The sequence below is a fragment of the Halomonas garicola genome (assembly GCF_031935715.1).
Classification (GTDB): Bacteria; Pseudomonadota; Gammaproteobacteria; order Pseudomonadales; family Halomonadaceae; genus Vreelandella; species Vreelandella garicola.
Map to the genome: position 1 here is coordinate 108,656 of NZ_JASSZF010000002.1, position 20,906 is coordinate 129,561.

The 20,906-nt window shown below is 65.4% G+C and carries 22 protein-coding genes; 4 read left to right on the plus strand and 18 right to left on the minus strand.

All coding sequences use genetic code 11. From position 1 onward, the window contains the following. Nucleotide 1: 1 nt before the first annotated feature. From tamA to galU, 4 genes are read right to left on the minus strand one after another with little or no spacing between them, the layout of a single operon-like run. Complete coding sequence (tamA, locus tag RS027_RS01490; RefSeq protein WP_311952896.1) at nt 2-1,879, minus strand: autotransporter assembly complex protein TamA; 1,878 nt, start codon at nt 1,877-1,879, stop codon at nt 2-4. Nucleotides 1,880-1,918: 39 nt separating this feature from the next. Beyond that, nucleotides 1,919-2,692 (minus strand): hypothetical protein, encoded by a 774-nt coding sequence (locus RS027_RS01495; protein ID WP_311952898.1) that lies wholly within the window; start codon nt 2,690-2,692, stop codon nt 1,919-1,921. Nucleotides 2,693-2,726: 34 nt separating this feature from the next. Next, nucleotides 2,727-4,049: a nucleotide sugar dehydrogenase gene (locus RS027_RS01500; protein ID WP_311952901.1), complete on the minus strand. Its 1,323-nt coding sequence runs from the start codon at nt 4,047-4,049 to the stop codon at nt 2,727-2,729. A gap of 57 nt (nt 4,050-4,106) precedes the next feature. Next, nucleotides 4,107-5,003 (minus strand): UTP--glucose-1-phosphate uridylyltransferase GalU, encoded by an 897-nt coding sequence (galU, locus tag RS027_RS01505; protein ID WP_311952904.1) that lies wholly within the window; start codon nt 5,001-5,003, stop codon nt 4,107-4,109. Between the two features lie 96 nt (nt 5,004-5,099). Between galU and ubiG the strand changes: the two genes are divergently transcribed. Both ubiG and RS027_RS01515 read left to right on the plus strand, forming a co-directional pair. Continuing rightward, nucleotides 5,100-5,834 carry a bifunctional 2-polyprenyl-6-hydroxyphenol methylase/3-demethylubiquinol 3-O-methyltransferase UbiG gene (gene ubiG, locus RS027_RS01510; protein ID WP_311952907.1) on the plus strand — a complete coding sequence of 245 codons (735 nt, stop codon included), beginning with the start codon at nt 5,100-5,102 and terminating at the stop codon, nt 5,832-5,834. Continuing rightward, complete coding sequence (locus tag RS027_RS01515) at nt 5,831-6,547, plus strand: HAD-IA family hydrolase (protein WP_311952909.1); 717 nt, start codon at nt 5,831-5,833, stop codon at nt 6,545-6,547. The genes ubiG and RS027_RS01515 overlap by 4 nt, the downstream gene beginning before the upstream one ends. Here RS027_RS01515 and RS027_RS01520 read toward each other — a convergent pair. From RS027_RS01520 to aspS, 12 genes are all read right to left on the minus strand, one after another. Further along, nucleotides 6,507-7,268, minus strand: coding sequence for a YciK family oxidoreductase (locus tag RS027_RS01520; protein WP_311952911.1), 762 nt, complete (start codon nt 7,266-7,268; stop codon nt 6,507-6,509). The genes RS027_RS01515 and RS027_RS01520 overlap by 41 nt on opposite strands. Nucleotides 7,269-7,295: 27 nt before the next feature. Then, complete coding sequence (ybgF, locus tag RS027_RS01525) at nt 7,296-8,183, minus strand: tol-pal system protein YbgF (protein WP_311952913.1); 888 nt, start codon at nt 8,181-8,183, stop codon at nt 7,296-7,298. A 42-nt stretch (nt 8,184-8,225) separates the two neighbouring features. Continuing rightward, nucleotides 8,226-8,807 carry a peptidoglycan-associated lipoprotein Pal gene (pal, locus tag RS027_RS01530; protein ID WP_311952916.1) on the minus strand — a complete coding sequence of 194 codons (582 nt, stop codon included), beginning with the start codon at nt 8,805-8,807 and terminating at the stop codon, nt 8,226-8,228. 29 nt (nt 8,808-8,836) lie between these two features. After that, nucleotides 8,837-10,153 (minus strand): Tol-Pal system beta propeller repeat protein TolB, encoded by a 1,317-nt coding sequence (tolB, locus tag RS027_RS01535; RefSeq protein ID WP_311952918.1) that lies wholly within the window; start codon nt 10,151-10,153, stop codon nt 8,837-8,839. Further along, entirely contained in the window at nt 10,153-11,280 is a 1,128-nt protein-coding gene (gene tolA, locus RS027_RS01540) for a cell envelope integrity protein TolA (RefSeq protein ID WP_311952926.1), read from the minus strand. Before tolA ends, tolB begins: the two co-directional genes overlap by 1 nt. Further along, nucleotides 11,273-11,710 (minus strand): protein TolR, encoded by a 438-nt coding sequence (gene tolR, locus RS027_RS01545; RefSeq protein WP_311952928.1) that lies wholly within the window; start codon nt 11,708-11,710, stop codon nt 11,273-11,275. Before tolR ends, tolA begins: the two co-directional genes overlap by 8 nt. A gap of 27 nt (nt 11,711-11,737) precedes the next feature. Further along, nucleotides 11,738-12,430 (minus strand): protein TolQ, encoded by a 693-nt coding sequence (tolQ, locus tag RS027_RS01550; protein ID WP_311952930.1) that lies wholly within the window; start codon nt 12,428-12,430, stop codon nt 11,738-11,740. 133 nt (nt 12,431-12,563) lie between these two features. Beyond that, entirely contained in the window at nt 12,564-12,983 is a 420-nt protein-coding gene (gene ybgC, locus RS027_RS01555) for a tol-pal system-associated acyl-CoA thioesterase (RefSeq protein ID WP_311952932.1), read from the minus strand. Further along, nucleotides 12,980-14,017 carry a Holliday junction branch migration DNA helicase RuvB gene (gene ruvB / locus RS027_RS01560; protein ID WP_311952936.1) on the minus strand — a complete coding sequence of 346 codons (1,038 nt, stop codon included), beginning with the start codon at nt 14,015-14,017 and terminating at the stop codon, nt 12,980-12,982. The genes ybgC and ruvB overlap by 4 nt, the downstream gene beginning before the upstream one ends. Nucleotides 14,018-14,063: 46 nt before the next feature. Continuing rightward, on the minus strand, nt 14,064-14,663 hold the full coding sequence (gene ruvA, locus RS027_RS01565) for a Holliday junction branch migration protein RuvA (protein ID WP_311943884.1): 600 nt from the start codon (nt 14,661-14,663) through the stop codon (nt 14,064-14,066). A gap of 131 nt (nt 14,664-14,794) precedes the next feature. Beyond that, nucleotides 14,795-15,343: a crossover junction endodeoxyribonuclease RuvC gene (ruvC, locus tag RS027_RS01570; RefSeq protein WP_376717154.1), complete on the minus strand. Its 549-nt coding sequence runs from the start codon at nt 15,341-15,343 to the stop codon at nt 14,795-14,797. 78 nt (nt 15,344-15,421) lie between these two features. Next, on the minus strand, nt 15,422-17,206 hold the full coding sequence (aspS, locus tag RS027_RS01575) for an aspartate--tRNA ligase (protein WP_311943888.1): 1,785 nt from the start codon (nt 17,204-17,206) through the stop codon (nt 15,422-15,424). 207 nt (nt 17,207-17,413) lie between these two features. Between aspS and RS027_RS01580 the strand changes: the two genes are divergently transcribed. Beyond that, nucleotides 17,414-18,355, plus strand: coding sequence for a D-2-hydroxyacid dehydrogenase (locus RS027_RS01580; RefSeq protein WP_311952940.1), 942 nt, complete (start codon nt 17,414-17,416; stop codon nt 18,353-18,355). A gap of 8 nt (nt 18,356-18,363) precedes the next feature. Here RS027_RS01580 and RS027_RS01585 read toward each other — a convergent pair whose 3' ends face one another. Together RS027_RS01585 and RS027_RS01590 are read right to left on the minus strand one after the other, a co-directional pair. Next, nucleotides 18,364-18,645: an acylphosphatase gene (locus RS027_RS01585; protein WP_311943893.1), complete on the minus strand. Its 282-nt coding sequence runs from the start codon at nt 18,643-18,645 to the stop codon at nt 18,364-18,366. Nucleotides 18,646-18,679: 34 nt separating this feature from the next. Continuing rightward, complete coding sequence (locus RS027_RS01590) at nt 18,680-19,582, minus strand: YihY/virulence factor BrkB family protein (protein WP_311943895.1); 903 nt, start codon at nt 19,580-19,582, stop codon at nt 18,680-18,682. A gap of 189 nt (nt 19,583-19,771) precedes the next feature. On the opposite strand from RS027_RS01590, the gene RS027_RS01595 reads away from it, so the two are divergent. Then, nucleotides 19,772-20,866 carry a bifunctional nicotinamide-nucleotide adenylyltransferase/Nudix hydroxylase gene (locus RS027_RS01595; protein ID WP_311943897.1) on the plus strand — a complete coding sequence of 365 codons (1,095 nt, stop codon included), beginning with the start codon at nt 19,772-19,774 and terminating at the stop codon, nt 20,864-20,866. Nucleotides 20,867-20,906 lie beyond the last annotated feature (40 nt).

Sequence of the window (20,906 nt, forward strand, 5' to 3'; positions counted from 1 at the left end):
CCTAGAATTCCGGTCCGATGGAGAAATGAATCCGAAAGTCGCTGTCATCATCGTCAAACGGGTGGGCGACGTCGAAGCGGATGGGGCCCACGGGCGAGACCCAGCGCACGCCCAGACCGGCGCCGGTTTTCAGATCGGCGGGTCCCCAGCTGTCAAAGGCATCGCCGGTGTCAACGAAGGCAGCACCCCACCAGTTGCCGGTAACGTTACGCTGGTACTCGGCGCTGGCGGTGAACATCTGCTGGCCGCCGCGGCGCTTGCCCTTGGCGTTGCGCGGCGACAGGCTTTCATAGGAATAGCCGCGCACGCTGTTGTCGCCGCCGGCAAAAAAGCGCAGCGACGGCGGAATCTTGCTGAAATCGTCGGTTTCGATAGCGCCTACGCTCACCCCGCCGACAAAGCGGTTTTTTTCGCCCAGCATGCGGATCCACTCGCTATCGCCGGTGGCGCGGAAGAACTGCGCATCCGAGCCCCAGGCGGTATCCGAATACTCCAGCGAGAGCTGCTGGCGGTCGCCCCAAACGGGAAAGCGCTGCTCCCGGGTGCGGGTGCGCGACCACTGAATGCCGGGGTAATAGATCCAGACTTTTTCGCTCTCGCCGCCCTGGGTAAAGTCTTCGTAGGTGGTGCGCACGTAGACCGACTGCACCCAGTCGTTGTCAAACTTCCAGCGCCGGGCCAGCTCCACCGTGCTTTCCAGGGAGTGGGTATCGCCGTCGTCGAGGTTTCTGACCCCGTACTGCAGGCGGTAGCTGTCGCGCAGCGGATCCTCCAGGGGTACGTTGTAGGTGCCGGAAAAGCGCTGCTCGGGGCCGGAAAGATAGAGGTCGTGGTCGAGGCTGTGGCCGTAGCGGTTGACCCAGGGCTGGTTCCAGGAGAAGTGCGTGCGCGGCCCTACGTCGGTGGCGTAACCCACGCCGACCTCGAACTGGTGGCGCTCGGCGGGCGTCACCACCACGTCCACCGGTAGCCGGGTATTATTGTGGCGATGCACGCGCATGGCGCTGCCCAGGGCGTCGCGCTCAAGCCACGCGGTCTGCGGCTGGGTCGCGGTGGCGCGGTGCCACCAGCTTTGCGAGCCGTCCGACGGCGCCATGGCAAGTTCCCGGGCGCTGTCAAGCCTTGGGCGTACCATCACTGAGCCAAACCACCCGGTCTCGGCCAGCCGCTGGTTGTACTCGGCAATCGAGCGCGCCAGATAGGGCTTGCCGGGTTCGAAGGTGCGCATGGACTCAAGCCGTTCGGGCTCGATATGGCTGCCGCTGACGACGACGTCGCCGAAGCGGTAGCGCGGCCCGCTGTCAAAATCCAGATACAGCCGTGCGCTCTGCTTATAGGGGCGCACTCCCATGCGCCGCTGGGCAAAGTGCCAGTCGAAATAGCCGCGCTCGAGCGCCGAGGCCGAAAGGCTGCCGCGCAGCTTGTCCCAAGGGGCGTGGAGCAGCGGGTCGCCCTCCTTCAGCGGAAAGTCGTCGATCGCTTCCTGAAACGGCGGATCGTTTTTGGCATCGCCCTCAAGCGTAATCGACAGGGTTTCAATGCTCACCCGCTCGCCGGGCTTGATGGCGATACTGACGACCTGCTTGCCTTTCGGCTCGTCAACGGTGACGTTGATCTCGGGCTCGTAATAGCCGTAGACGCGCATGGCTTCGCCGCTGCGCCGCTTGACCTCGCCGGCCAGGCGCGCCCTGGTATAGGCCTCGCCGTCGACGTTTTCCAGATACGCCTCGACGTTGGCCTTGAGGTCTTCATCCAGCTCGCCGTCAACGCCTTTGATCGTCGCGCTCAGGCCAAATGCCAGCGGCGCGGCGCACAGAAGCGGCACCATCGCATAGCGCGCAAGCCGGCCGGCGCCGGGGCTTCGGGAGTATTTTTCCATTACGTGTCTTGTGCTCCGTCGAAAGCGTAGCCGTATCAATTAGCGCAGCATTTCCAGCTGGGCACTGAACGCCAGCTGGGACTGGCGTAGCTGGCGTATGTCGCTTTCCAGAGCGTTGAGCCGCTTGTCCAGCGTTTCCCGGCCGCCGTCGCGCCCCTGGTCGAGCGCGGCTATATCGTCGGCCAGCGCCGCCACCGACTCGCTGAGCGCGGTCAGGCGTTCATCGTAGGCTTGCGCCTGGCGCTCAAGGCGGCTGGCGATGGTGGATTCCAGGTGGACGATGTCGTCGTCGAGCTGCTCGTGTTCGCTTTCGGCGGCGCTTTCGAGCGACTCGAGCGAGGCGCCGAGGGCGGCCAGGCGATCGTCACGCAGGCTTGCCGCCTGCTCTTGTTCCCTGACCTGCACCAACAGCGACTCGATGGCCTCGGCCGAGACAATATCCTCGCTTGCCGGCACCAGGTCCAGTAGCTCTTCGCGCATGCCGTTGAAGCGTACCGACAGCTGATCCTGCTCCTGGAACAGCGTCCTCAGCTGCGCCTGGAGCAGCGTGATCCTGTCCTGTACCTCGCCGTCCCCCGAGGCCAGCCGCGCGTGGACGTTGGAGACCTCGCCCTTGACCTGGGAAAGCTCGTCCAGCAGCCGTTCACGCTCGAACCAGGCGCCGGCAGCCAGCGCGGCCATGGCAGCCACCAGCAGTACGATCAACAGCCACAGCGGCCACAGGCGCGGCCGGGGCGGCGGGCGGCGACGCGCCGGCCCCAGGCTCTGGCCGGCGTCGGGAACAATACGCGAAGATGCGGCGTTCTCTGACATGAACTCTCCTTGCGCTCCTGGTATCCCCCGGCGCTTACGCTTCCTGCGGTGACGACCCCCAGGCCCCGGGGGGAGCCGGGTCTGCGCGGCGGCCGATGCCCCGGTAGCATAGCCCACAGCTTGCCACAAAGTCGGGATCATAAATATTGCGCCCGTCGAGTATCAGCTTAGCGCGTAACGTGCCGGCCAGCCGTTCCCAATCCGGATTCCAGTAGGTTTTCCATTCGGTCACCAGCATCAGCGCGTCGGCGCCTTCGCAGGCGCGGTACGGATCGTCGCTGAAGGTCGTCAGGTCATCGCGCTCGCCGACGGTATCGATAAGCGCCGGTATGGCGGCGGGATCGTGCAGCTTTACATGCACGCCCTGGGCCCACAGCGCTTCGAGCAGCGTCAGCACCGGGGCGTGATCAATACGCACGGTGCCGGGCTTGAAGGCAGCACCCCAGATCGCCACCGTTTTGCCCTGCAGCTCGCCGCTAAAGTGCGCCCAGAGCTTGCGAAACAGCGTCTCTTTTTTCTGCTCGTTGATGTCCATTACCCGGTCCAGCAGCGCCGAGGCGCGGCCGCTGGACAGCTGGGCATCGGCCAGGCGCATGAGATCCCGGGAAAAGCTCGGCCCGCCAAAGCCGCAGCCGGGGTAAAGATACTCAAAGCCGATGCGGGTGTCCGCACCCATGCCCTGGCGCACGTGCTCCACGTCGACGTCCAGCGTATCGGCAAGGCCGGCGATCTCGTTCATGTAGCTGATGCGGGTGGCCAGCATGCCGTTGATCGCCAGCTTGGTCAGCTCCGCGTCCCGGCACGGCATGCACTGAAACACCTCGCTGCGCCGGTTGAAGGCGCGCAGCAGTTCGCGCACCTGGCGTTCGCCATCGGCATCGTCGCAGCCCAGCAGCCAGCGCGTGGGCCGGGTAAAGGTAGTCCAGGCGCGCCCTTCCTCGAGCATGTCGGGCAAGGCGACCCCGATATGGGGGTCGCCCAGGCAGCGCTCAAGGTGCTCGGTTTCGCCCACGGGAAACGTCGAGTTGTTGACCAGCACCAGACGCGCCTTGCGCCCTACGGCCGGGTGGCGCAGAAGCGTGGCGGCGTCGTCCCGCTGGGACGACGATAGCCCGAGCCAAAGCGCATCGATGTCGGCGACCGACTCGGCGCTGTCCACCAGCGTCAGGTGGCCGTCGGCCCGGCTATGCTCGATCTGCTCGAACAGCTGCGGCTCCCGGCGCAGCCAGTCGGCCTCGCGCAGCATCCGCCAGGGCTGGCCCGCGTGGGGCAGCCAGCTTACCTCGTGCCCCACCCAGGCAAGCGCGGCGGCGGCGGTGGCGGCGCTCAGCTCGCTGCCGTAAACCAGAACCTTCATCTTGCTTTCCTCATCATACTTCCCTCATCGTGCTTCCCTCACTTTACTTTGCCCAACTTACTTCCCCCGGTAGCGCGACAGCAGCGCGCGAAAGTCCTCGCCCAGCGTCGGGTGGCGCCGGCCAAAGGCCAGGGTCGCTTCCAGGTAGCCCAGCGGCTGGCCGCAATCGTAGGTCAAGCCCTGCATGCGGTAGGCCTGAACGCCCTGGCGAACGCGCAGCGCCTCGATAGCATCGGTGAGCTGGATTTCGTTACCCGCTCCGGGCGGCGTCTCGGCGAGCAGCGAGAAAATAGCCCCGGAGAGCGCGTAGCGACCGATCACCGCCAGGTTGGACGGCGCCTTGTCCCGGGCGGGTTTCTCCACCATGCCGGCAAGCGCTGCCGCCTCGCCCGGTGCGGGGGCAGCGTCGCTTGGCGAAACGATGCCGTAGCGCTCGACGTCCGCCCAGTCGACCTCTTCTACCATCAGCTGGGCTTTCCGGGTGAGCTCAAACGCCGCCAGCATGCCGCGTAAATCGCTGGCACCGTGGGCCTGGCCCTCGGCTGAGTCCACCAGCACGTCCGGCAGCAGCACGGCAAAGGGCTCGTCGTCGCCGATTACCGGGCGGGCGCAAAGCACCGCATGGCCCAGCCCCAGGGGTTCACCCTGGCGCACGCTGATGATATTGACGTCGTCCGGGACGATATCGCGAATGCTTTCCAGCAGCGCCTGCTTGCCCTTGGCCTCAAGGCTGGCCTCCAGTTCGGCCTGGGTATCAAAGTGGTTTTCAATCGCACCCTTGCTGGCGCTGGTCACCAGCACGATGTCGCGAATGCCCGCCGCTACCGCCTCCTCGACCACGTACTGGATCACCGGGCGGTCGACCACGGTAATCATTTCCTTGGGGATCGCCTTGGAGGCGGGAAGGCAGCGGGTGCCGAATCCGGCAACGGGAAGTACAGCCTTGCGAATCATAGCGGTCCTTATTGATGCTTATCGTTCATGCTTTACGAACCGAGAGTGGTTAGAATGGCCATCATACACGACACACTGTCCCCAAGGAGCCGATACATGCATGCCAACGCCCAGGATACCCCCCGCGGCAACGTGGATGCCGCGGAAGTGGCCAAGTTTGAAGCGCTGGCCGAGCGCTGGTGGGACCGCGACGGCGAGTTCAAGCCGCTGCACGATATCAACCCGCTGCGGCTGGATTTTATCGATGCCCGGGCCGGGCTTGCCGGCAAGCGCGTGCTGGACGTGGGCTGCGGCGGCGGCATTCTGAGCGAGTCCATGGCCCACCGCGGCGCCGAGGTCACCGGCATCGACTTAGGCGAAGCCCCCCTCGAGGCGGCGCGGCGCCACGCAGCCGAGCACAGCGTCGACGTTCGCTACCGCAACGTGGCCGTGGAAACCCTGGCCGACGAGCAGCCGGGCGAGTTTGACGTCGTCACCTGCATGGAAATGCTCGAACACGTCCCCGACCCGGCATCAATCGTCGAGGCCTGTTCGCGGCTGGTGCGCCCCGGCGGCACGGTGTTCTTCTCCACCCTGAACCGCACGCCCAAGGCCCGGGCGCTGGCGATTGTCGGCGCCGAGTACATTCTTGGCCTGCTGCCCCGGGGCACCCACGACTACGCCAAGTTTATCCGCCCGTCGGAAATGGCCGCCTGGTGCCGCCGCCACCGGCTTGACGTCAGCGAACAGACCGGCCTGACCTACAATCCGCTGACGCGCCGCTACCGCCTGGCGCCCCGGGACGTATCGGTCAACTATATGATGGCCTGCCGCAAGCAGGAGGACGCATGACGCCCATGGCTGCCCCCGAGGCCGTGCTGTTCGACCTTGACGGCACCCTGGTCGACACCGCCCCAGACCTGGCCGCCGCGACCAACGCCCTGCGCCGCCATCACGGCCTTTTGCCGCTGCCGTTCGAGGTGATTCGCGGCCAGGTCTCCAACGGCGGCAGCGCCCTGGTCACCCTGGCGCTGGGGCTCGAGGCTGAACACCCGGATCATAGCGCCGCCCGGGTGATTCTGCTCGACGCCTACGAGCAGGCCCTTGCCACCCACAGCCGGGTGTTCGCCCCGCTGGATACCTGGCTCGACGGCTGGCATCGCGAGAAGCGCCCCTGGGGCATCGTCACCAACAAGCCCCGCCGCTACGCCGCTCCGCTCATCGAGACGCTCGGTTTGCGCCCGGGCGTACTGCTGTGCGCCGACGATCTGCCGACGAAAAAACCTGCCCCCGAGCCGCTGTGGGAAGCGGCCAAACGGCTGGATACGGCCTCGAAGGCCTGCTGGTACGTCGGCGATCACGTGCGCGATATGCAGGCGGCCAAGGCCGCGGGCATGACCGCGGTGGCCGTGGGCTACGGCTATATCGCCGAAGAGGAAGATTACCGCCAGTGGCCGGCCGACGTCTGGTTTGACGACTGCGCGGCCCTGGTGAAGGCGCTGAGCGCCGGCCAGGGCGCGTCGGCTACTGGCGCGGCGGCTGAGCGTCGATCTTCTCGCCGTTGACGCCCTGGCTGTCCGGCCCCATCAGCCACAGGTAGGTGGGCATGATGTCCTCGGCGGTGCGCAGCGCCTCCGGATCCTCGCCGGGAAACGCCGTGCGCCGCATCTGGGTCCGCGTGGCTCCCGGGTTCAGCGTATTGACGCGGATGGCGTGCTGGTTCTCCACTTCGTCGGCCAGCACTTCGACGAAACCTTCGGTGGCGAACTTGGACACCGCATAGGCGCCCCAGTAGGCCCGCCCCTTGCGGCCCACCCCGGACGAGGTAAACACCACCGAGGCGTCGGCGGACTCCTTGAGCAGCGGCAGCAGCGCCTGGGTCATCCACACAGGCCCGGTGACGTTGACCTGCATGACTTGCTCCCAGAGCTCGGGATTGTACTGCTCGAAAGGCGTGATACGCCCGAGCAGCCCGGCATTGTGCAGTACGCCGTCCAGGCGGCCGAACTCCTGGTGCAGGGTTTCCGCCATATCCAGATAGTCGGCGTGGGTGGCGCCTTCCAGGTTCAGCGGAAAAATCGCCGGCTGGGGGCCGCCGGCCTGCTCGATGGCGTCGTAGGTGCTTTCCAGCTTGGCGATGGTGCGCCCCAGTAAAATGACCGTTGCCCCGTGGCGAGCATAGGCAAGCGCGGCGGCTCGGCCGATGCCGTCTCCGGCGCCGGTGACCAGGATGGTGCGCCCCTGCAGCAGGTCAGCTGCGGGCTGATAATCGATTTTGCAAAGCATGGTAATCCTCGGGGTCAATGCCTTCCGTCATTGCGACTGGCGCAGGAAATCGCCGGCGAGCCCGGCGGCGCTGCTTTGGGGGTAGTCGTCCCTGAGTTTTTCGAGCAGCTCGCGGCTGCGCTCGCTGTCGCCCTGCCGGGCCTTCATCAGCCCCAGCTTATACATGGCGTCGGGCACCTTGCTGCTGTCGGCATGCTCTTCGATGACCCGGGTAAAAGCCTGATCCGCCGCGTCGAGGTTATCCCCCGCCGCGTACAGCTCGCCCAGCCAGTAATAGCCGTTGGGCGTCAGCCGGGTGTCCGGATAGTCGCTGACGAACTGCTTGAAGGCGGCGGTCGCTTCGTCAAACTCCCGGGCTTGAACGTGAGCGAAGGCCTGCTGATACGCTTTTTGGGCCTCCTTGTTGTCTGCCTGACCGGCTGCCTGTTCGGCGCCGGCAGACTCAGCGCCGGCGGAGTCGGACAGCGCCTCGGCGTTGCTTTCCGCCTTGGCCCTATCGCTTGCGGTTGGCTCATCGTCTGCGTCTGCCGCCTCGTCTTCGCCGCTCGCCGGCGCGGCCGTTGAAGCACTGGCCGCGTTGGCCAGCCGCTCGTCAAGGTCAAGATAGCGCTTTTGCGACTGGCGGCGCAGCTGCTTGAGCTCGTGGCGCAGCTCTTCGACGTCGCCACGCAGCTCTTTCAGCTCGCGCTGGTGCTCCTGAACCTGATTAAACAGCACCAGGCTGCCCGACGAGCGCGTTTCGGTCTGATCATAAAACCCGTCCGGCGAGCCGGACAAATCATCCACAGAAGGCCCCTGCGCCAGGGCCTGCCCCGGCCCCAGGGCGCCGGCAAGCGCCAGGTAGCAGAGACTTTTCAGCGCCGCGCCGCGCCATCTGGCGATGGCGGGTTCGGCCGTTACCCAACTAGATGTCATGGTGGCTCCCGTGCTCAATGCGCGCTATGGCGCGGCGGCAACTCAGTAGCTGAATTCGACACGACGGTTCTCGGAATACGCCGACTCGTTCGAGCCACGCGTGGCCGGGCGCTCTTCGCCGTAGCTCACGACGCTGATCTGGGAGCTTGACACGTCCTGCACGCGCAAAAAGCGCTTCACCGCGTTGGCCCGCCGCTCGCCCAGCGCCAGATTATATTCCCGGGTGCCGCGCTCGTCGGTATGGCCCTTCAGCACCACGTTGGCATTGCCGTTGGCGCGCAGGTAGCGGGCATGGGCCATGACCACGGACTCGTACTCGTCCTTGATGGTGTCGCGGTCAAAGTCGAAGTAGATCGTGCGCACCTCGGGAATACGCGAGTCGGCCTGCTGGCCGGTACCGCTGGTGCCGGTGCCCGAGCCGTACTGGCCGCCGCTGCCGGTGCCCGCGGTGCTGGCGCCGCCGGCCGTACCGTCGCCGCGGGTGCCGTCGCCGTAAGACTCACCTGTCTGGGTGCCGCCGGTGCTGGAACAGCCGGCCATGACCGCAAGGGAAAGCGCGACGGCAAAGGTGCGGACCAGCGGTGCGTACCGCCGAGATAAGAAAGTCGGGGTAGATGGGAACATGGTGTCACTCCATTGGCTGGGGGATCAGGTTATAAAAACGGTGACCATGCGGGTTCACGCACGTCTCCGCGGGCCGCCGGCAGGCGGAACGAGGAGCGACCGTCGGCGGACACCGCGCTCAATACGCCCTGCCCGCCCTGCTGGGTAGCAAAGAGTATCATGGTGCCGTTGGGCGCAACACTGGGCGACTCGTCGTGAGTGGTTTCACTGAGAACCACCAGGCGACCGGATTCCAGCTCCTGGCGGGCGATCTGATAGCCGTCCTGGGAGCGATGCACCATAAGGATCTGCTCGCCGTCCGGGCCGAACCGGCCGCGGGCGTTGTACTTGCCGGTAAACGTCAGCCGCTCGGCTTCGCCGCTGCCAAGGCGGTAGCGATACAGCTGGGGGCCACCGCTGCGGTCCGAGGTAAACAGCAGGCTGCGGCCGTCCGGCGCCCAGTCGGGCTCGGTGTCGATGCTCGAATTCTGCGTCAGACGGTTGAGCGAGCGGTCGGCCAGGTTCATCACGTAGATTTCCGGCTGGCCGTCCTTGGACAGCGACATAGCCAGCTTGCGCCCGTCCGGTGACCAGGCCGGCGCGCCGTTGATGCCTTCAAAGTCGGTGAGCTGGATGCGATTACCGCTTGCCATCTGCTGCACGTAAATGGCCGGGCGTTCGCCTTCAAACGACACGTAGGCCAGCTTTTCGCCGTCCGGTGACCAGGCCGGCGAAAGAATCGGCTCGTCCGAGGTCAGCACCTCCTGGCTGTTGTGGCCGTCGGCGTCGGCTACGTAAAGCCCGTAGTCGATGTTGTCGCCCACGCCGCGGGAGGTGACGTAGGCAATACGGGTGGAAAACGCCCCGGGAATATCGGTGATGGCTTCAAATACCGCGTCGCTGATGCGGTGCGCCGCACCGCGCAGCTGGTTGCCGCCCGCGGTGATCCGCTCCTGGAGCACCGGGCGGCCGCCGCTGACGTCCAGCAGGTCGTAGCCAATTTCATAGCCGTTGGCGGTTTTTTCGCCGCGCCCGACCAGCAGGTAGCGCACGTCCAGCGAGCGCCACTCGCCAAAGGCGACGTCGTCGGCGCGGTGCGGCCGGGCAAACATGGCGCCGCGTTCAAGGGGGTCAAAATAGCCGCTGCGCTCAAGGTCATCCTGGACGATCTGGGCCACGTCTTCCGACATGCCCTCGGCGCCGTCAAACGGCACCACGCCGATGGGCAGGGCGCTGTCGCTGCCCCGGGTGATCTCGATGGTCAGGTTGGCGCTCGCCGTCGTGCTGAACAGCACAAGGGCAAGCAGTAGCGCGGCGTGAACCGCGTACAATGAGCGGCGCAAGGGGGTACTTCCTGGCGTTGTCATCAGCGAATCTCTCCCGGTGTGAAACGTAGGTTGAACTGACGTAATTCAGACTGCTGCGCCGAGGGTAAGTCAAGCAGCTCGGTAAACGGTGCGGCGGCTTCCACGGCCTGAACGGCAGAGTTATCGAAGCCGCCGTCGCCGCTCGAGGTGGCAACGGTCACCGCCAGCACCTCGCCCGAGGGCCCCAGACGCACGTTCAGTTTCGCGCTCATGCTGTCGCCTGCCCGGGGCGGAATGCGCCAGGCCTGCTCCACCGCGCTGCGCACGATGGCAATAAAGCTGTTGGCCGCTTCCTGGGCCTGCTTGGCCTTGGCGGCCGCTTCCTGCTGGCCCTCGATTTTACGCTGCAGCGCGGCTTCGGCCTCTTCCCGCTGGCGCTTTTGTTCCGCCTCGCGCTTTTTGCGGGCCTCTTCCTGCTGGCGCTTCTCCTCCGCTTCGCGCTCGCGCCGCGCTTCTGCCTCGGCCTCTTCTTTCTTGCGCTGCTCTTCGGCTTCCTTTTTCCGCTGGGCTTCCTCGGCGCGTTTTTGCTCGGCTTCTTCCTGCTTACGTTTTTCTTCCGCGGCGCGCTCCTTTTCGGCCTTTTCCCTGGCCGCTTTTTCCGCTGCGGCCTTTTCCGCGGCTTCTTTCTTGCGCTGCTCTTCGGCTTCGCGCGCGCGCCGGGCCTCTTCCTCGGCCCGCTGGCGGGCGCGCTCCTCCTTGCGCTCGGCGGCCTCCTGCTCTTCCCGGCGCGCCTTTTCCGCGCGGCGCTCGGCCTCGGCCTGCTCCTTCTCGCGGGCCTCCTCCAGCGCCTGCTGCTCGCGCGCGTCGGCCATCTCCTCGGCCTGGTCCACGACCGCCTGCTCCAGCTCGTCCGGGGCTTCGTCCTCGGGCTCCGGCTCGGGGTTGGGCGCGGGTTCAGGCCTTGGCTCGGGCTTTGGGGCGCCGGCGGCGGCCTGCTGCTCATCCACCTGCTGGGCCTGATCCGTGCGGGTTTCGGTGCTCACCAGGGTGGCCTGCACCACCGATGAGGACGGCGGCTCCTCTTCCCCCCAGGGAAACTTCACCAGGCTGAACAGCACCACCGCCAGGTGCAGGGCAACGGCCAGCACCGTCGGCCAGAAATAGCTTTCCGCGGGGCGTTTACTCATCGCTGCCCGGCTCGGAGATCAAGCCCACATTGGCAACGCCTGCGCGCTGCAGCGTCGTCATCAGCGTCACCACCTGGCCGTAGGCGACGTGGCGGTCGCCGCGCACCATGACCGGCGTATCCGGGCGGCGCTGAACAATCGCGGTGACCCGCTTGGAAAGCTCGTCCGGGGCCACCGCGGTGCTGTCTTCCCCCAGGGTAATGTAATAATCGCCGGCCTTGTCGACCGAGACAATCACCGGCTCGGTGTCGTCCTCTGTATCGATGGGCTCGGCGGTGGCCCGGGGCAGCTCGACGTCAACCCCCTGATTGAGCATCGGTGCGGTAATCATGAAGATGACCAGCAGTACCAGCATCACGTCGATGAACGGTACCACGTTGATTTCCGCCATCGGGCGGCGCTGGCCGCTGCGGTTAAAAGGTCCCTGCATGGAAGGCCCCCTCTTTAACGGGCGGGTTTAACGGGCGGAGGCGTCACCGCGCCCTTGCAGATTGCGATGCAGTATGGCGTAAAACTCTTCGGCAAAGTCTTCATAGCGGCCGAGCAAGGTCGTTGCCTGGCTTGCCAGACGGTTATAGAAGATCACTGCTGGAATCGCTGCCAGAAGGCCCATGGCGGTGGCGATCAGCGCCTCGGCGATCCAGGGTGCAACGGTGGCAAGAGTCGCCTGCTGGGACATGGACAGCGACTGAAACGAGCCCATGATGCCCCACACGGTGCCGAACAAGCCGACATAGGGGCTTGCCGAGGCTACCGTGGCAAGAAAGACCAGGTGGCGATTCAGGCGCTCTTCTTCCCGGGACCAGGCGACGCGCATGCTGCGCTGCACGCCTTCAAGGACGGTGTCGGCGCGGGAGGTCTTGGGTGCCAGGCGATGAAACTCGCGAAACCCGGCCTGGAAGATGTGTTCGCCGCCCTGGCGGGCGTCGTCGGCGGGAATCTCGCCGTACAGCTCGTTGAGATCCACGCCGGACCAGAAGGTGTTTTCGAAGGTTTCATGGGCCTTGGCCGCGCGGCGCAGGGCAAAGCTACGCTGGAAGATCACCACCCAGGAAGCGAGCGATGCCGCAATCAGCAGCAGCATGACGAGCTGCACCACCAGGCTTGCGTTGGCAATCAGGTGGGGGATGGACAGGGTCGTTTCGTTCACGGTCGTCCTCTTTCCAGTTCCAGGGGGTGTTGAATACGGTGTCCGTTTGGTCCGGCGACGGGCCGATCATCCAGGCAAAACGTCACGAGTTTAAACGTTGGCGCCGACAAAAACGCCTGTATCCAGGCTATTTTCATGTTGCTTGCGCAATCCCGGCAAGGGCCTCGGGCCAGGCCCGGGGGCGCAGCCGGCGCGCATCCAGGCAGGCAATCTCGACGTTGGCGTCGCACAGCCGCGTGCCGTCATGCCAGACTTCCTGGGCAAACGTCATGCGGCAGCGGCTCTGCGCTACCACTCTGGCGGTAACCGCCAGGGCATCGTCAAGCCTTGCCGGGCGGGCATAGTGGCAGTCCAGCCGGTAGACCACCAGCTGAATTTGCTCGGCCAGCAGGGAGGCCTGGGTAAAACCGCGCTCGCGCAGCCACTCGCTGCGGGCGCGCTCCATGAACTTCAGATAGTTGACGTAATAGACGATGCCGCCGGCGTCGGTGTCCTCGATGTAGACGCGCACCGGCAGGGTAAAGCTATCGGCGGGGGCGGTAGCCTGGCTCACGGGCGTATCTCCCCCGCCGCTTCCGCGGCGTTTTCGTGGGGTACGCGGCTGAAGTGCGACCAGGCCTGGCGGGTGACGACTCGCCCCCGCGGCGTACGCATCATCAGCCCCTGCTGGATCAGGTAGGGTTCAATAACGTCTTCGATGGTGTCGCGCTCCTCGCCGATAGCCGCCGCAAGCGAATCCACCCCCACCGGGCCACCGTCGAACTTGTCTATCATCGCCAGCAGCAGCCGGCGATCCATGTGGTCAAGACCGTGGTGATCGACGTTGAGCATGTTGAGCGCGGCATCGGCCATGGTGACGTCAATATGCCCATCGCCCTTGATGTCTGCGTAGTCGCGCACCCGGCGCAGAAGCCGGTTGGCGATGCGCGGCGTGCCCCGGGAGCGCCGGGCAATTTCGGCCGCACCGTCGTTGCTTGCCGCCACCTCCAGCAGCCCTGCCGAGCGCGTGACGATGGTGGCAAGCTCCTCCAGGTCATAAAACTCCAGGCGCTGAACGATGCCGAAGCGGTCGCGCAGCGGCGAGGTCAAAAGCCCGGCCCGGGTAGTGGCGCCGACCAGGGTAAAGCGCGGCAGGTCGAGCTTGATCGAGCGCGCCGCCGGCCCCTCGCCGATCATGATATCCAGTTGGAAGTCTTCCATGGCCGGGTACAGCACTTCTTCAACCACCGGCGAAAGGCGATGGATTTCGTCGATGAAGAGCACGTCGCCGGGCTCGAGATTGGTAAGTATCGCCGCCAGGTCGCCGGCACGTTCCAGCACCGGCCCCGACGTCGACTTGAGCCCCACGCCCATCTCCGCGGCGATAATGTTGGCAAGGGTGGTCTTGCCCAGCCCCGGCGGGCCAAATACCAGCGTATGGTCCAGGCTTTCCTCGCGCAGGCGGGCCGCGCCGATGAAAATTTCCAGCTGTTCGCGCACCCGGGGCTGGCCGATGTAGTCGACAAGACGCTTGGGGCGGATAGCATAGTCGATTCTGACTTCGCCCTGCTCCGGTTCGGCAGCAATCAGCCGGTCATGCTCGATCATAAAGACGCTCTTTTCATGAAGATTTCAGCCCTGGCAGCGACTCAGACTAGCGGCCCATCCGCCGGGTCAGCGCCGCCTTGATCAGCGCTTCGGTGGTCTCGCCGCGGTCCAGGTCGGCGAGCATTTTCGCCGCCTCCGTGGGCTTGTAGCCAAGGCTGGTAAGCGCCGCCTCGGCCTCGGCGATGTTGTCCCGGGCGGGCGCGGCGGCGGCTTCCAGCGGCAGCGGCGACTCGCCCTGCTGCCACTCGGGAAAGCGGTCGCGCATTTCGATGATCAAGCGTTCGGCCGTTTTCTTGCCCACGCCGGGCAGCTTGGTCAGCGCCTTGGTGTCGTCATCGTGAACGCAGCGCATGAAGGCGTCTTCGTCCATCCCCGAGAGTATCGCCAGCGCAAGCTTGGGGCCCACGCCGTTGACCTTGATCAGCGCGCGAAACAGCGCCCGCTCGCGTTCGCGGACAAAGCCGTAAAGCAGGTGGGCATCGTCGCGCACGGTCAGGTGCGTATAAAGCATGGCGGTGTCGCCCACCGCGGGTAGCGCTACCAGCGTTGTCATCGACGCTTCAATTTCGTAGCCAACGCCGCTCACGTCAAGCAATAGCCAGGGCGGCTTTTTTTCCTGCAGCTGCCCGGTCAAACGTCCGATCATGGAGGAATCCTGTTATCGCCAGTCTGCCTGCCGCCTGCCAGCGGCCCCTTTACGGGCCGGGCACAGCGAACGAACCTTACTATAATGCCCCTCTGTACGTCTGACCAGTGTCTGCCGGCCAGGCCTCGCACCTAGAGCCGCCAGCGCCCGCCGGCGCGGCGGCCGCGCCGGGCACCGGCGCCGGGCAGCGGCCCGCTCTGCGCGTAGCTATGGGTCAGGGCGATGGCCAGCGCATCGGCGGCGTCTTCCTGAGGGGTGGCGGACAGGCGCAGCACGGCGGCGACCATGTGCTGCACCTGGGCCTTGTCGGCTCCGCCCTGGCCGGTCACCGCCTGCTTGACCTGGCGAGCGGCGTACTCGGCCACTGCCAGGCCATGGTTGGCCATGCAGACCAGCGCCGCCCCTCGGGCCTGGCCAAGCTTCAGCGCCGAATCCGGGTTCTTGGCCAGAAACACCCGCTCGATGGCGGCGCCGTTCGGGCGATACTCGCCCGCCACTTCGGCCAGGCCGGCATAAATCCGCGCCAGGCGCTGCGCAAGCTCGCCGTCGCCGGTGCGAATGCAGCCGCTGGCCACATAGCGCGGCTTGCCCTGCACCACGTCAATCACGCCGTAGCCGGTAATCCGCGAGCCGGGATCCACGCCGAGAATGCGCGTGACCATCAGGCTTGCCTGGCTCATGATCATGCCTCCCAAGACAAAAACACCGACGCCCGAAGGCGCCGGTGCAGGCAGTTGGCTTACGCCATCCGGCGCGGTTTATTCGCCGGCGTCGGCCGCCTTTTGGGCTTTCTGCCGCAGGCGGATGTTCAAGTCCTTGAGCTGCTCGGCGGTGACCTCGCCCGGGGCGTCGGTCATCAGGCAGGCCGCGCTCTGGGTTTTGGGGAAGGCGATGACTTCGCGGATGGTGTTGGCGCCGGTCATCAGCATCACCAGGCGGTCGAGGCCGAAGGCCAACCCGCCGTGGGGCGGCGCGCCGTACTGCAGGGCGTCGAGCAGAAAGCCGAACTTTTCCTGAGCCTCGTCTTCGCCGATGCCAAGAATCTCCAGCACCGTGCTTTGCATCTGCTGGTCGTGGATACGGATGGAGCCGCCGCCAAGCTCGGTGCCGTTGAGCACCATGTCGTAGGCCCGGGACAGCGCGTTGGCCGGATCGGCCTTGAACTCGTCCGGGGTGCAGGCCGGCGCGGTGAAGGGGTGGTGCAGCGGCGTCAGGCGGCCGCTGCCGTCGGTTTCGAACATGGGGAAATCGACCACCCACAGCGGCGCCCATTCCCGGGTGTAAAGCTTAAGGTCACCGCCCAGGCGCACGCGCAGCGCGCCGATGGCTTCGTTGACGATGTCGGCCTTGTCGGCGCCGAAGAAGATGATGTCGCCGTCTTTTGCCTCCAGGCGTTCGAGCAGGTCTTCGATGATGCCGCCCATGAACTTGACGATGGGCGACTGCAGCCCGTCGATGCCCTTGGCGCGATCGTTGACCTTGATCCACGCCAGGCCCTTGGCGCCGTAGATGCCGACGAAATCGGTGTACTCGTCGATGACCTTGCGCGAAAGCGACGCGCCGCCGGGCACCTTGAGCGCGGCGACGCGGCCGTCGTCGGCGTTGGCCGGCCCGGAGAACACCTTGAAGTCGACGTCTTTCATCAGGTCGTCAACGTCGGTGAGCTCTAGCGGGATGCGCAGGTCGGGCTTGTCCGAGCCGAAGCGGCGCATGGCGTCGTGCCAGGTCATGCGCGGAAACTCGGGCAGCGAGACGTCAAGCACCTCGGTAAACAGCTGGCGAATCATGGACTCGGTGATCGCCATGATATCGCGCTCCTCGACGAAGGAGGCCTCGATATCGATCTGGGTAAACTCCGGCTGGCGGTCGGCGCGCAGGTCCTCGTCGCGGAAGCACTTGGCGATCTGGTAGTAGCGATCGAAGCCCGAGATCATCAGCAGCTGCTTGAATAGCTGGGGCGACTGGGGCAGCGCAAAGAACTCGCCCGGGTGCGTGCGGCTGGGTACCAGGTAGTCCCGGGCGCCTTCGGGCGTGGCCCGGGTGAGCATCGGGGTTTCAATGTCGAGGAAGCCTTCCTGCTCGAGAAACGCCCGCACGCTGTGGGAAATCCGCGAGCGCAGACGCAGCTTTTCGATCATGTCCGGCCGGCGCAGATCGATATAGCGGTGCTTCAAACGCACTTCTTCGCCTACCTTGCCGTGCTCGTCGAGCTGGAACGGCGGCGTAGCGGCGGTGTTGAGCACCTCGACTTCCCTGGCCAGCACCTCGATCATGCCGGTGGGCATTTCCGGGTTTTGCGTCCCCTGGGGGCGCAGGCGCACCTTTCCGGTAATACGCAGCACGTATTCGCTACGCGAACGATCGGCATTGGCAAACGCCTCAGCGGTATCGGGGTCGACCACGAACTGGGCAATGCCGTCGCGATCGCGCATATCGAGGAAAATCACGCCGCCGTGGTCACGGCGACGATGTACCCACCCGCAAACGGTCACCGTTTGATCCACCAATGTTTCGTTCAGCTGGCCGCAATAATGGCTGCGCATGTCAAATCCTGTTGTGTTACGTGGCAAATAAACCTGTGTGGCACCGGACACCGGCCAGGCGCAAGCGCGCTTCACGCTTGCCTGCCGGGCAGTCGGCAAGCAGTTCAGCGCTTGTTTTCAAGGCGGTCATTATACCCTTTTGTTACCCTTGGCGAGCAAGGCCGCCGGCATAAAACGCCCGGGGCCCCATTTCAGGGGAGAAATACCATGACTCACGCCGTCCTGCTGGACGCACAAAGCCTGGGCGAGTCCGTGGACCTGACGCCGCTGCGCGACCGGGTCGACCGCCTGACCGTGTATGACCAAAGCAATGCCCAAAACGCCGGCGACAGGCTCTCAGGCGCCGACGTTGCCATCGTCAACAAGGTCGTACTCGACGCCGAGACGCTTAACGCCCTGCCCCGGCTCAAGCTGATCTGCGTGCTGGCCACCGGCCTCAACAACATCGCCCTGGACGCCGCCAGCGCCCGGGGCATCGCGGTGAAAAACGTGGCCGGCTACGGTACCGGCAGCGTCTCCCAGCACGTCATGATGCTGATGCTGGCGCTGGCCAACCGGCTGCCCCGCTATCAGCGCGACGTCGCCGACGGCCAGTGGCAGCAAAGCGACTTTTTCTGCCTGCAGCACCATCCGACGCTCGAACTTACCGGCAAACATCTGGTCATCGTTGGCCAGGGCGAGCTGGGCAGCGCCGTGGCCGGCCTCGCCGACGCCTTCGGCATGCGCGTAAGCTTTTGCGCCCGCCCGGGCAACGAAGCCGACGACCGTCGCCCGGCCCTTGAGGCGCTGCTGCCCGAGGCCGACGTGCTCAGCCTGCACTGCCCGCTGACCGACGACACCCGCCACCTGATCGGCCGCGACGCCCTACAGCGGGCCAAGCCTTCGCTATTGCTGATCAACTGCGCTCGGGGCGGCATCATCGACGAGCACGCGGCTCTTGAAGCGCTGCGCGACGCCCGGCTCGGGGGCCTGGGCGTTGACACCCTGCCGCAGGAGCCGCCCCGGGACGGCCATGCTCTGCTCGAGGCGCTTGACAAGCCGCTGAACCTGATCGTCACCCCTCATACCGCCTGGATTACCCCCGAGGCGCGGCAGAAAATCGTGGCGCTGACCGCCGATAACCTCGCCGAGTGGCGCGACCGGCGCTGAGCCAGCACTCAGCGCGTGGTAAAATCCGCCGGCGCATGCCCCTCGGCCGGCACTTCCAGGGGCTCAAGCCCGACGTGGGTCACATGGGCCGCGGTCGGGCCCTGCCATAGCCACTCGCACAGCTCGGCAAGCGCCTGGCGGCGGCCGTACATCACCACCTCGACGCGGCCGTCGGCCAGGTTCACCGCGTGGCCGGTAATCTGGCGCCGCAGCGCCTGTTCCCGAGCGGCCTGGCGAAAGCTCACGCCCTGCACCTTACCGGTCACCATTGCTCTGTAACACTGCGTCATGGCAGCCCTCCTTTTTTGCCTTGAAGCCGCGGGGTCAGTTCTGAACCAGCTCACGCTTGACCAGCACGGCACTGTTGCGCGGTATCAGCGAATGCCCCCGGCGCAGCAGCAGCGAGCGGGTAAACGCCGCGCCAAACAAAAGAATAAGTGAAGAGTAATATACCCAGAGTAGAATCATCACCACCGACCCCGCCGCGCCGTAGGTGGACGCCGTGGCGGTATACGCCAAATACATCGCAATGACGCTGCGTCCGAGGGTAAATAGAACCGCGGTCACCGCCGCGCCGATAAGCACATCTTTCCACCTCAGCACCACGTCGGGCAGCACCTTGAAGATGGTAGCGAACAGCAGCACCACCACGACCAGCGATACCAGCGCCTCGGCGCCCTGGGTCAGCAATGCGGCATACGGAAACAGGTTGTTGGCCGCGTGCAGCATGGTACGCACGATAACGCCCAACGCCAGCGACACCAGCAGGATAAAGCCGATGGACAGCACGACCGTCAGCGACAGCAGGCGATTTTTTAAAAACACCAGCAGGCTGTTTGACGTCGGCTTGGCGGTAACGCCCCAGATGGTATTCAGGGAAAACTGCATCTGGGCAAACACCGTCGTTGCCCCCACCATCAAGGTGCCGATACCTAATAGCGTGGGCAGGATGCCGGCTTCTTCGATACGCGACTGGGCCACGGCCTGCTGGATCGCCGCCGCCACCTCGGGGCCAAGCGTGCCCTGAAGCCTGGCCACAATCTGCCCCTGGGCGGCGTCGGCGCCCAGGACCACGCCGATGACGGTCACCGCGATAATCACCGTCGGCGCCAGGGAAAACAGCGTATAAAACGCCAGCGACCCGGCATAGCTGAAGGCGTTACGCTCAAGCCATACGCTGACAGCGTCCTGCAACACTCTGAACCAGAATAGAAGCGTGCTTTTCATTATTTGTCTTCCCGTTGTGGTGGTGCGCTCTGGTTGGCTATGGTGCGCCTGAGTTGTGATTCATGCGGGCGTTTTCAGCATACCTGACCCGGCGGCGTTTCGCCGAGTCGCCAGATTACATGCAGGACGCCGGCTGCCATAATGGTCGGTCCCGGGCTGCCCCGCGCCTCAACCAGAAAGGAAACCGACATGCCTCAAGGTCGCACGGTCGCGACTCGCTTTGACTTTGACTGCCTGGTGTTCATCGGCCGCTTTCAGCCCCCGCACCTGGGGCATCTCGCGGTGATCCGCGAAGCGCTGAAGCGCGCCCGCCAGGTGATCGTGCTGGTGGGCTCCGCCTGGCAGGCGCGCTCGCTGCGCAACCCCTGGCGATTCGACGAACGCCAGACCATGCTGCGCTCGGGCTTTGACGACGCCGACAACCAGCGGCTGGAAATCAGCCCGCTGCTGGACGCGCTGTATAACGACGACGTCTGGGTGCGCGACGTGCAAAGCCGCGTGCGCGATCTTACCGTCGCGGCCAACGCGCGCCTGCCGCGCATCGGGCTGATCGGCGCGAGTCGCGGCCAGTCCAGCTACTATCTGTCGCTGTTCCCCCAGTGGGAGTCGGTCAGCGTGCCGCTGGTGGAAGGCATCTCGGCAAGCCACATCCGCGAGCGTGTCTTCCGCGCCCCGGAGTCCAGCGCCGACTACCTGAGCACCGGTGCTTTCCATGAGCTGCCGCCGGGCGTGGTGGAGCGCATCAAAGCCTTTTGCCAGACAGCGCCCTACCAGCAGCTGATCGAAGAGCAGCGCCTGCTGGATCAGTACCGCAAAGCCTGGGCCGATGCCCCCTATCCGCCGATTTTCGTTACCGTAAACGCCGTGGTGGTGCAGTCGGGCCATATTCTGCTGGCGCGCCGCACCGCAGCGCCGGGTAAAGGTCTGTATGCGCTGCCCGGCGGCTTTATCAGCCCCAACGAGCGGCTTTTGGACGCCTGCCTGCGCGAGCTGCGCGAGCGCATTCGCCTCAAGGTGCCCGAGCCCGTGCTAAAGGGCTCGCTGCGCGGCCAGCAGCTGTTCGATGAGCCTCACCGCAGCTGGCGCGGGCGCACCCTGGCCGAAGCCTTCTACTTTGCTCTGCGGCCGGATCAGCAGCTGCCGCGGCTGAAACCGGTGAAGGGGGGCGATCACGCCCGCTGGGTGGCCCTTGCCGACCTGGAGCCCGAGAGCCTCTTTGAAGACCACTTCTTCATCATCCAAAATTTTCTTGGCCTGCCCGCCGATTTTGGCAGCGGTGTCTGACACCGCAGGGGATGGCAGTTAGTAGTTCAACCACTTTGTT

Coding starts and splice junctions, on each gene's coding strand:
- tamA (WP_311952896.1), bottom strand. CDS start 1,879: ATGGAAAAATACTCCCGAAGCCCCGGCGCCGGCCGGCTTGCGCGCTAT.
- RS027_RS01495 (WP_311952898.1), bottom strand. CDS start 2,692: ATGTCAGAGAACGCCGCATCTTCGCGTATTGTTCCCGACGCCGGCCAG.
- RS027_RS01500 (WP_311952901.1), bottom strand. CDS start 4,049: ATGAAGGTTCTGGTTTACGGCAGCGAGCTGAGCGCCGCCACCGCCGCC.
- galU (WP_311952904.1), bottom strand. CDS start 5,003: ATGATTCGCAAGGCTGTACTTCCCGTTGCCGGATTCGGCACCCGCTGC.
- ubiG (WP_311952907.1), top strand. CDS start 5,100: ATGCATGCCAACGCCCAGGATACCCCCCGCGGCAACGTGGATGCCGCG.
- RS027_RS01515 (WP_311952909.1), top strand. CDS start 5,831: ATGACGCCCATGGCTGCCCCCGAGGCCGTGCTGTTCGACCTTGACGGC.
- RS027_RS01520 (WP_311952911.1), bottom strand. CDS start 7,268: ATGCTTTGCAAAATCGATTATCAGCCCGCAGCTGACCTGCTGCAGGGG.
- ybgF (WP_311952913.1), bottom strand. CDS start 8,183: ATGACATCTAGTTGGGTAACGGCCGAACCCGCCATCGCCAGATGGCGC.
- pal (WP_311952916.1), bottom strand. CDS start 8,807: ATGTTCCCATCTACCCCGACTTTCTTATCTCGGCGGTACGCACCGCTG.
- tolB (WP_311952918.1), bottom strand. CDS start 10,153: ATGACAACGCCAGGAAGTACCCCCTTGCGCCGCTCATTGTACGCGGTT.
- tolA (WP_311952926.1), bottom strand. CDS start 11,280: ATGAGTAAACGCCCCGCGGAAAGCTATTTCTGGCCGACGGTGCTGGCC.
- tolR (WP_311952928.1), bottom strand. CDS start 11,710: ATGCAGGGACCTTTTAACCGCAGCGGCCAGCGCCGCCCGATGGCGGAA.
- ruvB (WP_311952936.1), bottom strand. CDS start 14,017: ATGATCGAGCATGACCGGCTGATTGCTGCCGAACCGGAGCAGGGCGAA.
- ruvA (WP_311943884.1), bottom strand. CDS start 14,663: ATGATCGGACGTTTGACCGGGCAGCTGCAGGAAAAAAAGCCGCCCTGG.
- ruvC (WP_376717154.1), bottom strand. CDS start 15,343: ATGAGCCAGGCAAGCCTGATGGTCACGCGCATTCTCGGCGTGGATCCC.
- aspS (WP_311943888.1), bottom strand. CDS start 17,206: ATGCGCAGCCATTATTGCGGCCAGCTGAACGAAACATTGGTGGATCAA.
- RS027_RS01580 (WP_311952940.1), top strand. CDS start 17,414: ATGACTCACGCCGTCCTGCTGGACGCACAAAGCCTGGGCGAGTCCGTG.
- RS027_RS01585 (WP_311943893.1), bottom strand. CDS start 18,645: ATGACGCAGTGTTACAGAGCAATGGTGACCGGTAAGGTGCAGGGCGTG.
- RS027_RS01590 (WP_311943895.1), bottom strand. CDS start 19,582: ATGAAAAGCACGCTTCTATTCTGGTTCAGAGTGTTGCAGGACGCTGTC.
- RS027_RS01595 (WP_311943897.1), top strand. CDS start 19,772: ATGCCTCAAGGTCGCACGGTCGCGACTCGCTTTGACTTTGACTGCCTG.